General features: G+C 69.8%; 11 protein-coding genes and 3 pseudogenes. 11 read left to right on the forward strand and 3 right to left on the reverse strand.

From position 1 onward, the window contains the following. Together FDO65_RS23235 and FDO65_RS00010 are read right to left on the reverse strand one after the other, a co-directional pair. Window positions 1-187: pseudogene (locus FDO65_RS23235) on the reverse strand (alpha-ketoacid dehydrogenase subunit beta); the annotation flags it as partial. Further along, a complete protein-coding gene (locus FDO65_RS00010; RefSeq protein WP_137447464.1) occupies window positions 184-1224 on the reverse strand; it encodes a thiamine pyrophosphate-dependent dehydrogenase E1 component subunit alpha in 1041 nt (346 codons plus the stop codon). The gene FDO65_RS00010 and the pseudogene FDO65_RS23235, both read right to left, overlap by 4 nt. Window positions 1225-1533: 309 nt before the next feature. Here FDO65_RS00010 and FDO65_RS00015 point away from each other — a divergent pair, with 309 nt between their 5' ends. From FDO65_RS00015 to ppdK, 11 genes and pseudogenes are all read left to right on the forward strand, one after another. Beyond that, window positions 1534-2493, forward strand: coding sequence for a sugar-binding transcriptional regulator (locus FDO65_RS00015; protein WP_137447465.1), 960 nt, complete (start codon window positions 1534-1536; stop codon window positions 2491-2493). Between the two features lie 73 nt (window positions 2494-2566). After that, on the forward strand, window positions 2567-3025 hold the full coding sequence (locus FDO65_RS00020) for a transcriptional regulator GutM (RefSeq protein ID WP_137447466.1): 459 nt from the start codon (window positions 2567-2569) through the stop codon (window positions 3023-3025). A 235-nt stretch (window positions 3026-3260) separates the two neighbouring features. Next, a complete protein-coding gene (gene srlA / locus FDO65_RS00025; RefSeq protein ID WP_420847506.1) occupies window positions 3261-3806 on the forward strand; it encodes a PTS glucitol/sorbitol transporter subunit IIC in 546 nt (181 codons plus the stop codon). Between the two features lie 68 nt (window positions 3807-3874). After that, window positions 3875-4405, forward strand: a pseudogene (locus FDO65_RS00030) (PTS glucitol/sorbitol transporter subunit IIB); the annotation flags it as partial. A 105-nt stretch (window positions 4406-4510) separates the two neighbouring features. Further along, a pseudogene (locus FDO65_RS00035) lies at window positions 4511-4873 on the forward strand (PTS glucitol/sorbitol transporter subunit IIB); the annotation flags it as partial. A 35-nt stretch (window positions 4874-4908) separates the two neighbouring features. Then, a complete protein-coding gene (locus FDO65_RS00040) occupies window positions 4909-5295 on the forward strand; it encodes a PTS glucitol/sorbitol transporter subunit IIA (protein ID WP_137447470.1) in 387 nt (128 codons plus the stop codon). Between the two features lie 171 nt (window positions 5296-5466). Beyond that, on the forward strand, window positions 5467-6765 hold the full coding sequence (locus FDO65_RS00045; protein WP_137447471.1) for an NAD(P)H-dependent oxidoreductase: 1299 nt from the start codon (window positions 5467-5469) through the stop codon (window positions 6763-6765). Window positions 6766-6934: 169 nt separating this feature from the next. Next, entirely contained in the window at window positions 6935-7933 is a 999-nt protein-coding gene (locus FDO65_RS00050; RefSeq protein WP_137447472.1) for an iron-containing redox enzyme family protein, read from the forward strand. Continuing rightward, entirely contained in the window at window positions 7930-8166 is a 237-nt protein-coding gene (locus FDO65_RS00055) for a CDGSH iron-sulfur domain-containing protein (RefSeq protein WP_137447473.1), read from the forward strand. Before FDO65_RS00050 ends, FDO65_RS00055 begins: the two co-directional genes overlap by 4 nt. A gap of 92 nt (window positions 8167-8258) precedes the next feature. Further along, window positions 8259-8822, forward strand: a complete 564-nt coding sequence (locus FDO65_RS00060; protein WP_166441979.1) for an RsmD family RNA methyltransferase — start codon at window positions 8259-8261, stop codon at window positions 8820-8822. Between the two features lie 292 nt (window positions 8823-9114). After that, window positions 9115-11856 carry a pyruvate, phosphate dikinase gene (ppdK, locus tag FDO65_RS00065; protein WP_137447475.1) on the forward strand — a complete coding sequence of 914 codons (2742 nt, stop codon included), beginning with the start codon at window positions 9115-9117 and terminating at the stop codon, window positions 11854-11856. A 48-nt stretch (window positions 11857-11904) separates the two neighbouring features. On the opposite strand, the gene FDO65_RS00070 is transcribed toward ppdK, so the two are convergent. Continuing rightward, window positions 11905-13134: an NAD(P)/FAD-dependent oxidoreductase gene (locus FDO65_RS00070; RefSeq protein WP_137447476.1), complete on the reverse strand. Its 1230-nt coding sequence runs from the start codon at window positions 13132-13134 to the stop codon at window positions 11905-11907. Window positions 13135-13212 lie beyond the last annotated feature (78 nt).

Genomic DNA, 13212 nt, shown 5'->3' on the forward strand with positions numbered 1-13212 from the left:
GGTAGAGATCGCCGGAGACGCCGAAAGCGCCGCCGTAGATACCGATGTCCTCGCCGAGCATGAAGACCCGTTCGTCGGCCTCCATGGCCTGGCCGATCGCCTCGCGGACGGCCTCGGCGTAGGTGATCACCCGCGAACCCGACTGGGCAGCAACCGAACTGGACTGGGGAGAGGTCGTGGTGGTCACTGGGTGTCTCCGGTGGTCGCGTAGACGGCGGACAGCAGTTCATCGGCGCGGGACGGCGGTGCGGCATTGCCGAAGCGCACCGACTCGCGGATCGCCTCCTTGGCCTGCGCGGCGATCTGGTCCAGGGCGGCCTGGTCCAGGGTGCCGGCGTCGGTGACCTTGGCCAGGAACGCAGCGATCGGGTCGCGTTCCTTCCACTCCGCGATCTCCTCGCGGGTGCGGTAAAGGTTCTTGTCGCTCTTGGAGTGACCCTTCCACCGGTAGGTGACGTTCTCGATCAACGTCGGCCCTTGCCCGTTGCGGGCTCTTTCGAACGCTGCCACTGCAGCGTCATAAACCGCTTGCACGTCGTTGCCGTCCACGGTGACCCCGGGCATGCCGTACCCGGCGGCCCGCTCGGACAGGTTGCCGATCTTGGTCGACAGCTCGGTCGACATGGACATGCCGTACTTGTTGTTCTCGCACACGAACACCACCGGCAGGTTCCACACCGCGGCCAGGTTCAGGCCCTCGTGGAACGCGCCCTCGTTGCTGGCCCCGTCCCCGAAGAACGACACCACCACCGCGTCGGTTTTGCCCTGCAACTTCAACCCTAACGCCGCCCCGGCGGCGATGGGGATCCCCCCACCGACGATGCCGTTCGCGCCCAGGTTCCCGGTCGCCACATCAGCGATGTGCATCGACCCACCGCGGCCGCGGCAGTACCCGGACTCCTTGGCCAGCAACTCGGCCATCATCCGGTTCAGATCCGCGCCCGCACCGATGCAATGCCCATGCCCACGGTGCGTGGACGTCAGATGATCACCCTGCTGCATGGCCAGACACACACCCGTGGCCGACGCCTCCTGCCCGATCGACAGATGCATCGTCCCGTGCATCAAACCCCGGGCGAACAACTCGTCCACCGCTTCCTCGAACAACCGGATCCGCCACATCGTGCCCAACACCTGCGCCGCACGCTCCGGATCACCAGCCAGATTCACCGCGGAGGCGGGTGCTCCGTCGGCTGATGGGGGTGGGGAGACGGAAGTGGCCATGCGGACTCCTTTGTCGGAACGGGCGGCAGACCCGGACAGGTCCGGGCGCGTTGGTGCAGGACGGTTCGAGCAGCCGAGAGCGCGACAGCGGTTGTATATCAGTGCATCTCGGGCAGGCGTCTGGTTGACGACGGGGCGGAGACCAACAATTTCGGCGGCCGACCGGTTCCCATTCACAGCTACCTCTTGTGGTGGCGTGCGTCACCATGCTACACCTTTGCTCACCAAAGTGAAGAGGTCGTCACACATGTGACAACGGTGCCAGATGGAGCCGTGACGAACCCGTTCGCGCAGGAGAGGATGCATCGCATGCCTCCCCAACGCGACGACAGTGACCTCGCTCGAGCCGCCCGCCTGTACTTCATCGACGGGCTGTCCCAGAAGGAGGTCGCACAGGAGATGCAGACGACGCGTTCCAACGTCTCGCGGATGCTGACCGCGGCCCGGGCTCGTGGGGTGGTCGAGATCCGCATCCACGACCCCTCCGGCCGGGACGATGCGCTCGAGCACCAGTTGGTGGAGCAGTTCGGTCTGTCCGAGGCACTGGTGGCCCGTTTCGAACCGGGCAATCCGTCCGACCGTCGGGCCGGCGAACTGGGCGCCCAATGGCTGGTGGACCGCATCCACGACGGTCAGCGGGTGTCGTTGTCCTGGGGCACGTCTCTGCAGAAGCTGGTGTGGGCCGTGACGGCCGACCGCAGCGTCGATGTCGAGATCCTGCAGCTGGTCGGGGGTCTCTCGCCGATGTCCACCGCGATCACCGGGCAGGAGATGCTCCGCGAACTCGCGGTTCGTCTCGGGGCCCGGTACCGGTATCTTCACTCTCCGGCCGTGCTCGACCGGGCCGAAGCGGTGGAACTGCTGGGAGCCGAGGCGTCGATCGCCGAGGCGCTGGCCGCCGCCCGCCGGTCGGACATCGCCCTGGTCGGCATCGGGTCGTTCGGGCACGGCTCGTCGGAGATCGTCGTGGAACAAATGCGGCTGTCCCCGGAGGAACGTGCCGAGCTGTTGGCCGCCGCGCCGGTCGGCGACATCTGTGCCCGGTTCTACGACGCCGACGGGCGGTCGTTCCTGGGGGCGGCCAATGACCGCGTCCTGGGGATCACCCTCGACGAGCTGCGCGAGATCCCCACGGTGGTCGGCGTGGCCACCGGCCGGGAAAAGGCGCCCGGCCTGCTGGGTGCCCTCCGGGGCGGTCTGCTCGACGTGATTTGTTGCGACGTTCCCGCTGCCCGGGGCGTCCTCGAGATGGCCCGCCGGTACAGCTGATTCGGCGTCAGCCGGTACGGCTGCATCGGCACCCCCGCCGGCAGCCCACACATGACGAGGAGGTCATGGTTCCATGAGCACCACCGCAGTCCTGATCATCGGCATCACGGTGATCTGGCTGGCCCAACGGGCCCTGACCGTCCGGCAGGCGTTGCGATTCCGCCGCGACCTGCTGGCTCTGCGCACGTACGGCAAGCTGTCGGTCGGCATGTCTCGCAAGGTGGGCCGGCGGGTCTACGCCGGCCTCACCTTCGACGATGCCCCCGCCGCTGATCGCGTCGTCACCGCCGCTCGGACCCTCCGCGGCGCAACGGTTTTCGCCACCGCCAAGCCGGAGAACCGGCTGGTCGGCTGCCGGGCGATCGATCTCGCCGAAGGCCGCACCCCGGCGGGTCTGCCCGCGATGGTGGCCACCGCCGCCATCCAGTCCGCCGAGTTCGCCCTCGGCCGCAAGCCCACCCCCGAGTCGAAGGTCCAGGCCAAGGCCAAGGCTGCGGTCGCGAGCCGTCGGGAACCCGTCCGCGCCGCCTGACCACCGCGCCCCACCCACGCCGGCCGACCGATCGGCCGCCCCCTCGCTTCCCCTCCGTTCCACCCATCGCGGACGGCAGCTGACGCCCGGCGATGACCCACGCCCATCGAGCCCCGCCACCCTGGCTGGGCCGCCCCGCACGTGATTCGAAAGGACCTTCAGGGCCATGAGTTTCGCACTGTCGCAGCTCCTCGTGGCTGCGCAGGATCCGCCTCCCGCGGACCCCTCCGGCTTCCTGGGCACGCTGGCCATCTGGGCCGAGGACTTCATCGGTGTGTTCAAGGCCGGTGCCGAGACCTTCGTCGCGCTGCTGACCGGGATCATCCCGCTGCTGATCGTCCTGCTGACCGCGGTCAACGCGCTCATCAAGATCGTCGGACCCGAGCGCATCGACCGGTTCGGTGCGTTCGCCGCCCGCCCCGGGCTCGCCTACCTCCCGCTGCGCTATCTGGTGCTGCCGGTCGTGGCCGTCTTCTTCCTCACCAACCCCATGTGCTACACGATGGGCCGGTTCCTGCCGGAGGAGAAGAAGCCCGCGTTCTACGACTCGGCCGTCAGCTTCGTGCACCCCATCCTCGGCCTCTTCCCGCACGCCAACGCCGGTGAGTACTTCGTCTACGGCGGTATCGCCGCGGGCATCACCGCGCTGAACCTGCCGTTGGGTGACCTCGCCGTCCGGTACTTCCTCGTCGGCCTGGTCGTCATCTTCATCCGCGGCTGCACCACCGAGGTCATCTTCCGCATCATGTCCCGTCGTTCCGCGAAGGCGCAGGTGGCCTGACCATGTCCAGCCCCGGTACCACCACCGACAAGGCCGCCCGTAAAGGCGGTGTGCTGAACGGTTTCTCGACCGTCGTCACCAAGATCGGAAAGGGCGTCGGCTCGGTCGTCGCCACCCTCTACCAGGCCGGTCGCGACACCATCGACATGGTGCTCAAGAACGTCCTGCCGTTCATGGCGTTCGTCTCGTTCCTCATCGGCCTGATCACGAGCACCGGTGTGGGCAACTGGATCGCCAACGGTCTGTCCGCCCTGTCCGGCAGCATCATCGGCCTGCTCGTCCTGTCGATCGTCTGCTCGCTGCCCATCCTGTCCCCGCTGCTCGGGCCGGGTGCGGTCATCGCCCAGGTCATCGGTGTGCTCATCGGCACCCAGATCGGCGCCGGCAACGTCCCGCCGCAGTACGCCCTGCCCGCGCTGTTCGCCATCGACCCGCAGGTCGGTTGCGACTTCATCCCGGTCGGTCTGGCCCTGGCCGAGGCCGAACCCGAGACGACCGAGCTCGGTGTCCCCGCCGTCCTCGTGTCCCGCATGATCACCGGTCCGCTGTCCGTCGTCCTGGCCTGGTTGGCCAGCTTCGGGATGTACCCCTCGCAGTGATCCACCCGCCGGGCTGACCGGCCCGCCGTGATCCAGCATGGACAGGGCGGGCCGGGGAGCCGGTGGCAACCCGGGGCGGCCCGCCCCCGACGAAAGGAGACTCCGATGGCGGAGTACAAGAGCGTCACCGTCAAGCCCGGCCGTGGTGGCTGGGGTGGCCCGCTCACCATCACCCCGACCGACGCGAAGCCGCTGATCTACTCGGTGACCGGCGGCGGGATCCACCCGGTGGCGGCGCGGATCGCCGAGCTGACCGGTGGCCAGGCCTTCGACGGCTTCTCGTCGTCGGCGCCGTTCGACAAGATCGCCGTGGCGGTCATCGACTGCGGTGGGACCGCCCGTATCGGGGTCTACCCGATGAAGAAGGTGCCGACGGTGGACATCCACGCGACGTCGCCGTCCGGCCCGCTGGCCCGTTTCATCACCGAGGACATCTTCGTCTCGGGCGTCAAGCCCGAAGACGTCGACGCCGTCTGATCCCGGAAGCGATACCGAAGAACCCGATGACGACCACTGACGAGCCCACCGTCCGTTACGCGACCACGGTGACCAGCGTGGGCGTGCTGGTCCCCGATTTCGTCGAGCAGGGCATGCTCATCATTTTCGGCGACAACGCCCCGGCGGAGTTGCACGACATCTGTGCCCTGCACCGACCTGAGGTCTCCGAGGGCGGCGTCGAGCCCGGGGACGTGCTCTGGCTGGACGACGCCTCGTTCACCATCCTGTCCGTCGGATCCGTTGCCAACGAGAATCTTTCGGCCCTGGGCCATGTCTCGTTCAAGGCCAACGGGTCGACCGATGCCCAACTGCCCGGCGACATCAGCCTGGAGAACGTGCCGCTGCCGCAGCTGCACGAGGGCAGCCGGGTCCGCATCGTCGCCGCGAGCTGACCCACTCCGGGTATCCGCCCGATCCCACTCCGCGGTCGTCCCGCGGAGTGGGAGCCGCAGCTTCCGCTCGTCCGCCGCCGCGATGACGCGCGTCGCCACGCGCCCCGGCTGCGTCGACAAGACCACCACAACAAGCGATGTCGGACGCCGACATCATCGAAGGAGCCAGTCATGGGTTACACGAAGCGGTTGCTGGAACGCCAGGAGCAGACCGGTCGCCCGGTCCGCGTCGGCCTGGCCGGCGCCGGTCAGATGGGCACCGGGTTCGTCGCCCAGGTGCAGCGCATCCCCGGTCTGGAGATCGGCGCCATCGCCGACGTCGACCCGAACCGCGTGGTCGCCGCGTACAAGACGGTCGGTATCGATCCCGAGGCCGACGGCGGCCAGCGCCACGCGGTGCTCGACGACGCGGCGGCGCTGGCCACCGCGGATGTCGACATGGTCGTGGACGCCACGGGTGTGCCGGAGGTGGGCGCCATCATGTCGCTGGCCGCGCTCCGCGCGGGCAAGCACGTCGGCCTGCTGAACGTCGAGTGCGACGTGACCGTCGGCTGGCTGCTGGCCGCTGTGGCCCGTCACTACGGCGTCATCTACACCCTGTGCCGCGGTGACGAGCCGGCGGAGGCCGTTCGCCTCGTCGAGTTCGCCCGCGACCTGGCCTTCGAGGTCGTCTGCGCCGGCAAGGGCAAGAACAACCCGCTCAACCCGACGGCCACGCCGGAATCGCTGCAGGCCGAGGCCGTCTCCAAGGGCATGAACCCGAAGATGCTGTGCAGCTTCGTGGACGGCTCCAAGGCCATGATCGAGATGGTCGCGCTGGCCAACGGCGCCGACCTGCAGGTCACCAAGCGCGGGATGAACGGCCCGCCGGCCACCGTCCCCACCCTGGCCGACGTCTTCAAGCCCGAGGCCGACGGCGGGATCCTGCCCGGCAGCGGGTATGTCGACTACTGCACCGGCCCGGTCGCCCCCGGTGTCTTCGTCATCGTCAAGGCCGAGGACGAGGTCGTCCACGAGGAGATGTCCTACCTGAAGATGGGCCCCGGCCCGTACTTCGCCCTGTACCGCCCGTACCACCTGGCCAGCATCGAGGCGCCGCTGTCCATCGGCGAGGCCGTGCTGCACAACCAGGCCAGCATCGTCCCGATCGCGTGGAACGGCGAGGTCGGCGCGGCCGCCAAGCGGGACCTGGTCCCCGGCGACCGGCTCGACGGCATCGGCGGCACCACCGTCTACGGCATGGCCGAGCGGGCCGACGTGTTCGCCGCCGAGGGGCTGCTGCCGCTGGGTCTGGTCGGCGGGGCGCGCGTCGTCCGTCCGGTCGCCCAGGGTGAGCTGCTGACCTACGCCGACGTCGAGTGGGACCGCCCGTCGGTCATCAACCAGCTCCGTGCGCTGCAGGACAAGCAGATCGCCGAGGGCTGGTCGGACGAGCGCGTGGTCGCCGAGATCGACGCCGTGCTGCAGTAACTCGTAGCGACAGGCCGGGCGGGGTGCGCGTCTGCGCACCCCGCCCGGTGTCGTCGGCACGCCGGTCCGGCCGCCGAACGAAATCACCCGAACCGGCGACGGTTGTCGTCGACCACCCCGGGTACTCCTCTCCTCGCTCTGTTCCGACGCACGTCCGGCGAGGAGTCCTGTGCAACTGCCGCATCCCCGAGGCCCGTTGTCCGCAGCCGTCATCACGACGGTGTCAGGCGGTGTCGGCGTGCTGCCGATCGGGGTCGTCCCACCGGAGGACGTCCTCGGTGACGACGACCTGCAGTTGGCGCTCTGGGTGCTGTACGAGCTGCACTACCGGGGTTTCGACGGGGTGGACGACGGGTGGGAGTGGGACCCGGACCTGCTGCGCCTGCGGCGGGAACTCGAATCCGCACTGCTGGCCACGCTGCGCGAGACCGTCGTGGTGCCGCCCGACGACCGCCGGGTGGCCGATCGGTTGCGCACGCTGGTCGAGTCCGACGACGGACCGTCGCTGTCCCGGTTCATGCAGACCCGGGCCGACAGCCGGCAGTGGGCGCAGTTCGCCGCCCACCGGTCGATCTATCAGCTGAAGGAGGCCGACCCGCACACGTGGGCGATGCCGCGGCTGCCGGCGACGGTGAAATCGGCGCTGCTGGAGATCCAGATCGACGAGTACGGCGGCGGGAACACGGCGCAGATGCACTCCGAGCTGTTCCGGGTCACCCTCGACGAGCTCGGCCTGCGCAGCGACTACGGCGGATATGTCGATGCCGTTCCCGGGATCACCCTGGCCCTGACCAATGTGATGTCGCTGTTCGGTCTGCACCGTGGTCTGCGGGGAGCGCTGGTCGGTCACCTAGCGGCCTACGAGATGACGTCGTCCGAGCCGTGCCGGCGGTACGCCCGGGGACTGCGGCGGCTCGGCGCCTCCGAGGCGGCCTGCACGTTCTACGACGTGCACGTCACCGCGGACGCGCTGCACGAGCAGGTGGCTGCCCATGATCTGTGTGGTGGCCTGGCCGCCGCCGAACCGGAGCTGACCGAGGACATCGTGTTCGGCGCCGCCGCCTGCCTGGCGGTCGACGTGCGCTTCGCCGAACACGTCCTCGGGTGCTGGTCGGCCGGTCGGTCGTCGCTGCGCACCGCGGATGATCCACTGCTGGCCGTCTCGTGAGGCCGCCCGGGGAATCGGGTGGCGCCCGGATCACCGTCTATCCGGACGGGCCCCTGATCGTCCGGGGCGACTTCGTGCTGGACGACATCGACGCGGGCCCGGTACCGACCGGCCGGATGATCGCCTTGTGCCGGTGCGGTCGGTCGGCCACCAAACCGTTGTGCGACGGCAGCCACAAGATCTCCCGCACCCTGCGGGCCGCCCCGACCGACGGTGGTGACGACCGGTCGTGACTTCTACCCGGTCAGCCGAGATCCGTTGTCAGACCTTCGGTCCCATCCAAGTGCACTATGACGGGCGGGTTCTGACGCCGCGGCCGTGGACGGTGTTGCAGAGTCATTGGGCCGCTGAGCTGGCTGCCCGCTCGTCCCCGGGGCCGATCCTCGAACTGTGTGCCGGAGCCGGCCAGATCGGCCTGGCCGCGGCCGTGCTGAGCGGTCGCGATCTGGTGCAGGTGGAGGCCGATCCGGTGGCCGCGGAGTACGCGTGGCACAACGCCGCGGCCGCGGGACACGGCGCGCAGGTCCAGGTTCGCAGCGCGCCGATGCAGCACGCGCTGGCGGCGGGGGAGCGTTTCCCCCTCGTCGTCGCCGACCCGCCCTACCTGTCGACGGCCGACATCGCCCGCTGGCCGGAGGACCCGGTGACCGCCATCGACGGCGGGGCGGACGGCCTGGACCTCACCCGTGTCTGCCTGCGGCTGGCCGACACGCACCTGACCCCGGCCGGGGTCCTGTTGTTGCAGGTGGCCGGCGAGGTGCAGGCGAGGGCGGTGGTCGCCCTGCTGGCCACGCCGGGCGGTCCGGCCCTCCGTCACGTCGAGACCCGGCAGCACGATGCGGAGCGGGCGGTCATGCTGCTCGCACGGTCCACGGTTTCCGCTCGCTGACCCGTCCACGGTTGTCCGCGTCGCCGGGAGAGGCCCTGATGAGCCGCGGTGAATCCCACCCTGCGGGATGACAGGGGATGTGGCAGGTTTCACACCACGGTCGGCCGTCGGGCCGCGCCGCAGGTCGGGTCGAGCACGTGGTGGGTTGTGATGTTTCCTGGTCGAACTTGTCACTCGCCGTATTCGCTGACGGCGGTCATGCTGTTGCGAATTCCGTGGCGCCGCAGGTCGACACGACCGCGCCGCCCTGATCTTGCAGAGGTTTCACCCCTCTCCCGATGAACGGACACTGATGACCCAGTACGTTTACGATTTCACGCAGGGCAGCAAGGACCAGAAGGCACTCCTCGGGGGCAAGGGTGCCAACCTGGCCGAGATGACGAAACTGGGTCTGCCGGTCCCACCGGGATTCACCATCACCACCCAGGCCTGTCGCGAGTTCCTGCAGATCGGCTCCGAACCGGGTGATCTGCGGGTCCAGGTCACGATGGCCCTGCGTCAGCTGGAGGACCAGCTCGGCCGCCGGCTCGGCGACCGTCACGATCCCCTGCTGGTGAGTGTCCGCTCCGGGGCGCAGTTCTCGATGCCCGGAATGATGGAGACCGTCCTCAACGTCGGCCTGAACGACGCCAGCGTCAAGGGTATGGCCGAGGAGACCGGTAACGAGCGTTTCGCCTGGGATTCCTACCGCCGGCTGCTGCAGATGTTCGGAAAGACCGTGCTGGAAATCCCGGGCGAGGTCTTCTCCGACGCCTGGGACAAGGCCAAGAGCGCCAAGGGCGTCACCGGCGATCTCGAACTGGACGTCGACGATCTCAAGGAGATCGTCGAGGTGTTCAAGGCGGAGATCAAGAACGCCACCGGCAGTGAATTCCCCCAGCACCCCCGCGAGCAGCTCGATCTGGCGATCCGCTCGGTCTTCCAATCCTGGAACACCGATCGCGCCAAGCTCTACCGTCGTCGGGAGCGCATCAGCGAGAATCTCGGGACGGCCGTCAACGTCTGCACCATGGTGTTCGGCAATCTCGGCGACACCAGCGGCACCGGCGTGGCCTTCACCCGGGACCCGGCCTCCGGCCAGGCCGGCGCCTACGGCGACTACCTGGCCAACGCGCAGGGCGAGGACGTCGTCGCCGGGATCCGCAACACCCTGTCCCTGGACGACCTGCGCGAGCTCGACCCGGCGTCGCACCGCGAGCTGACCCGGGTGATGCGCCGTCTGGAGACCCACTACCGGGATCTCTGCGACATCGAGTTCACCATCGAACGCGGCAAGCTGTGGATGCTGCAGACCCGGGTCGGCAAGCGCACCCCGGCGGCCGCGTTCCGGATCGCCGCCCAGCTCGTCGACGAGCAGCTCATCACGCTGGACGAGGCGCTGGGGCGCGTGTCCGGTGCCCAGTTGGCCCTGCTCATGTTCCCGCAGTTCGACCGGGCGGCGGAGAAGACCCTGCTGACCAAGGGCATGGCGGCGTCGCCGGGTGCCGCGGTCGGCAAGGCCGTCTTCGACTCCGAGACGGCCGTCGCCTGGGCCGCCCGCGGCGAGCAGGTGGTGCTGGTCCGGCGGGAGACGAACCCGGACGACCTGTCCGGCATGATCGCCGCCGCCGGGGTGCTCACTGCCCGCGGCGGCAAGACCTCGCACGCCGCCGTCGTCGCCCGCGGCATGGGCCGCACCTGCGTCTGCGGCGCGGAGGCGCTGAACGTCGATCCGGTGGCCAGGCAGATCAAGGTCGGCGACACCGTCATCGCCGAGGGCGACGAGATCAGCATCGACGGCTCGACCGGGGAGGTCTTCGCCGGGGCCGTCCCCGTCGTCCCGTCCCCGGTCCAGACCTACATCGAGTCCGGCGTCGACGCGGCGCTGGCGGAACTGACTGCCGCCGGCGGTGACGGTGGGGGCGACGGTGAGACCGCACAACTGGTCAAGGCGGTCGACCGGCTGCTCACCCACGCCGACCAGCGCAGCCGTCTGGCGGTCCGGGCCAACGCCGACACCGCCGAGGACGCCGTTCGGGCGAGGTCCTTCGGGGCCCAGGGCATCGGCCTGTGCCGGACGGAGCACATGTTCCTGGGGGACCGCCGGACGCTCATCGAGCGGGTCGTGCTGGCCGACACCGGCGACGAGCGGGACGCCGCTCTGGAGGCCCTGCTCCCGCTGCAGCGACAGGACTTCATCGACCTGCTGACGGCGATGGACGGCCTGCCGGTCACCATCCGACTGCTCGATCCGCCGCTGCACGAGTTCCTGCCGGACAAGACCGAACTGGCGGTCAAGGTGGCGGTCGCCGATGCGACCGGTGAGGTCGATCCCAAGGACCGCAAGCTGCTCGCCGCGGTCGAACGGCTCCACGAGTCGAACCCGATGCTCGGGCTGCGTGGCGTCCGGCTGGGCCTGCTCATCCCCGGCCTGTTCGCCCTGCAGGTCCGCGCGGCGACCGAGGCGGTGATCGAGCTGACCCGGGCCGGCAAGCGGCCCAAGCTGGAGATCATGGTGCCGCTGGTCGGGTCGGTCATGGAGCTGCACCTGGTGCGGCTCGAATCGGAGCAGATCATCAAGGAGCTGGTGGCCGAGAGCGGCCTGGGCGACAAGGGTCTGGACATCCCGATCGGCACGATGATCGAGCTGCCGCGCGCCGCGCTGACCGCCCACCGCATCGCCGAGGAGGCCGACTTCTTCTCCTTCGGCACCAACGACCTCACCCAGACCGGGTGGGGCTTCTCCCGGGACGACGTCGAGGCCGCGATCTTCGCCGCCTACCTGGAGAAGGGCGTGTTCACCATCTCGCCGTTCGAGACCATCGACGCCGACGGTATCGGCCGGCTCGTCAAGATCGGTGCCGAGGAGGGCCGCAAGACCAAGCCCGACCTCAAGCTCGGCGTCTGCGGCGAGCACGGCGGCGATCCGGAGTCCATCCACTTCTTCCACGACGTCGGCCTGGACTACGTGTCCTGCTCGCCGTTCCGGGTGCCCGTGGCCCGACTGGAGGCCGGTCGCGCCGCGGCCGCGGGGACGCCGACCGAGGAGATCTGACCGCCGCCCGCCATCGACTGCAGGCCACACGCCGTGACCCGTCCCGGGTCACGGCGTGTGGCCAGCAGCCGATCGGCTGGCGCGGTCGTCCAGCACCGAACTGGCCAGTCCCCGCAGCAGCCGGGGCGTGATGCCGCCGTCGGCCAGCGCCATCCGCACCAGGTCGTCGAACACACGTTGACGACGGGCGGCGGCCCGCACCCCCACGTCCAGCAGTCGCGGCCCACGCAGCAGGGCGGTGACGGCGGCGGTGGCCCGCAGATGCGGGCCGAGGTCCCGCCGCAGAATCCTCCGGTAGACCCGACCCGGGTCGGCCGCCGTGCTCGCGGCGCCGGCCAGTGCGCCGGAGCGGACGGCGTAGTAGATGCCCTCCCCGGAGAGCGGGTTGACCAGCGACAGCGCATCACCCACCAGCAGGACCGTGCCGTCGGAAACGGTCGGCCGCGCCGGGCTGAGCGGCAGGGGATGGGCCCGCCAGAGGACCGTCGGGTCGGCCGCCGCACCGGGCAGGAGCCGGTCGAGCCTGGCCATGAGATCGGCCTTCGTGACGGGGGACTCGCCGAGCAGTTCGCCGTAGCCGATGTTGGCCCGACCGTCACCGAGCGGGAAGCTCCAGGCGTAGGCGGGCCAGTGCTCGCCGGTCATCGTGATCAGCTGGGTGAGGTCCTGGCCGGGGCGGGCGGCCGGGTAGCCGCGGATCGCGAGCGCGGTGCGGACCGGGTGGTCGCCGAGCAGGTGGCGGCGGACCACCGAATGGGCACCGTCCGCGCCGATGACGACGCGGGCCCGGATCTGCCGGCCACGATCCGACGCGGCGTGATGAATTCGTGGGGATCGAAGGTCGAGTGTCCAGCCGCCATCGGACGCCCGTAGTCCGCGCACGTGAACCTGGCGGACCTCGATGCCCCGGCCTCGCACCGCGTCGACCAGTCGCGCGTCGAACACCTCCCGTGGGATGACCCGTACGGCGTCGGGCAGGTCACGGTCGGCGATCCCGCCGGCCGGTCCAGTCAGTCGGAGCCGGGTGATCGGGGGATAGCCGGCGGTCAACTCGTCCAGGTCGACGCCCAGTCCGGCCAGCTCGGTCAGGGCCTCGGCGGCGATGCCGTCACCGCAGACCTTGTCGCGGGGGAAGGTGTGGCGGTCGAGCAGCAGCACCCGGGACGGGCCCACGACGCGGGCGGCGGACAGGGCGGCGGCGGCACCGGCTGGTCCCGCGCCGACCACGACCACGTCCCAGCTGCGGTCGACCGTCGCCGCGTCCGGCTCACTCGCCATGCCATCTCCTGTTCCCACCTGACGGTGTCGGCACCGAAGCGTTGTGCGTCGACCGACGCCGTGCGGCCGAGGTCGTAG

Source organism: Nakamurella flava (assembly GCF_005298075.1).
GTDB lineage: Bacteria > Actinomycetota > Actinomycetes > Mycobacteriales > Nakamurellaceae > Nakamurella > Nakamurella flava.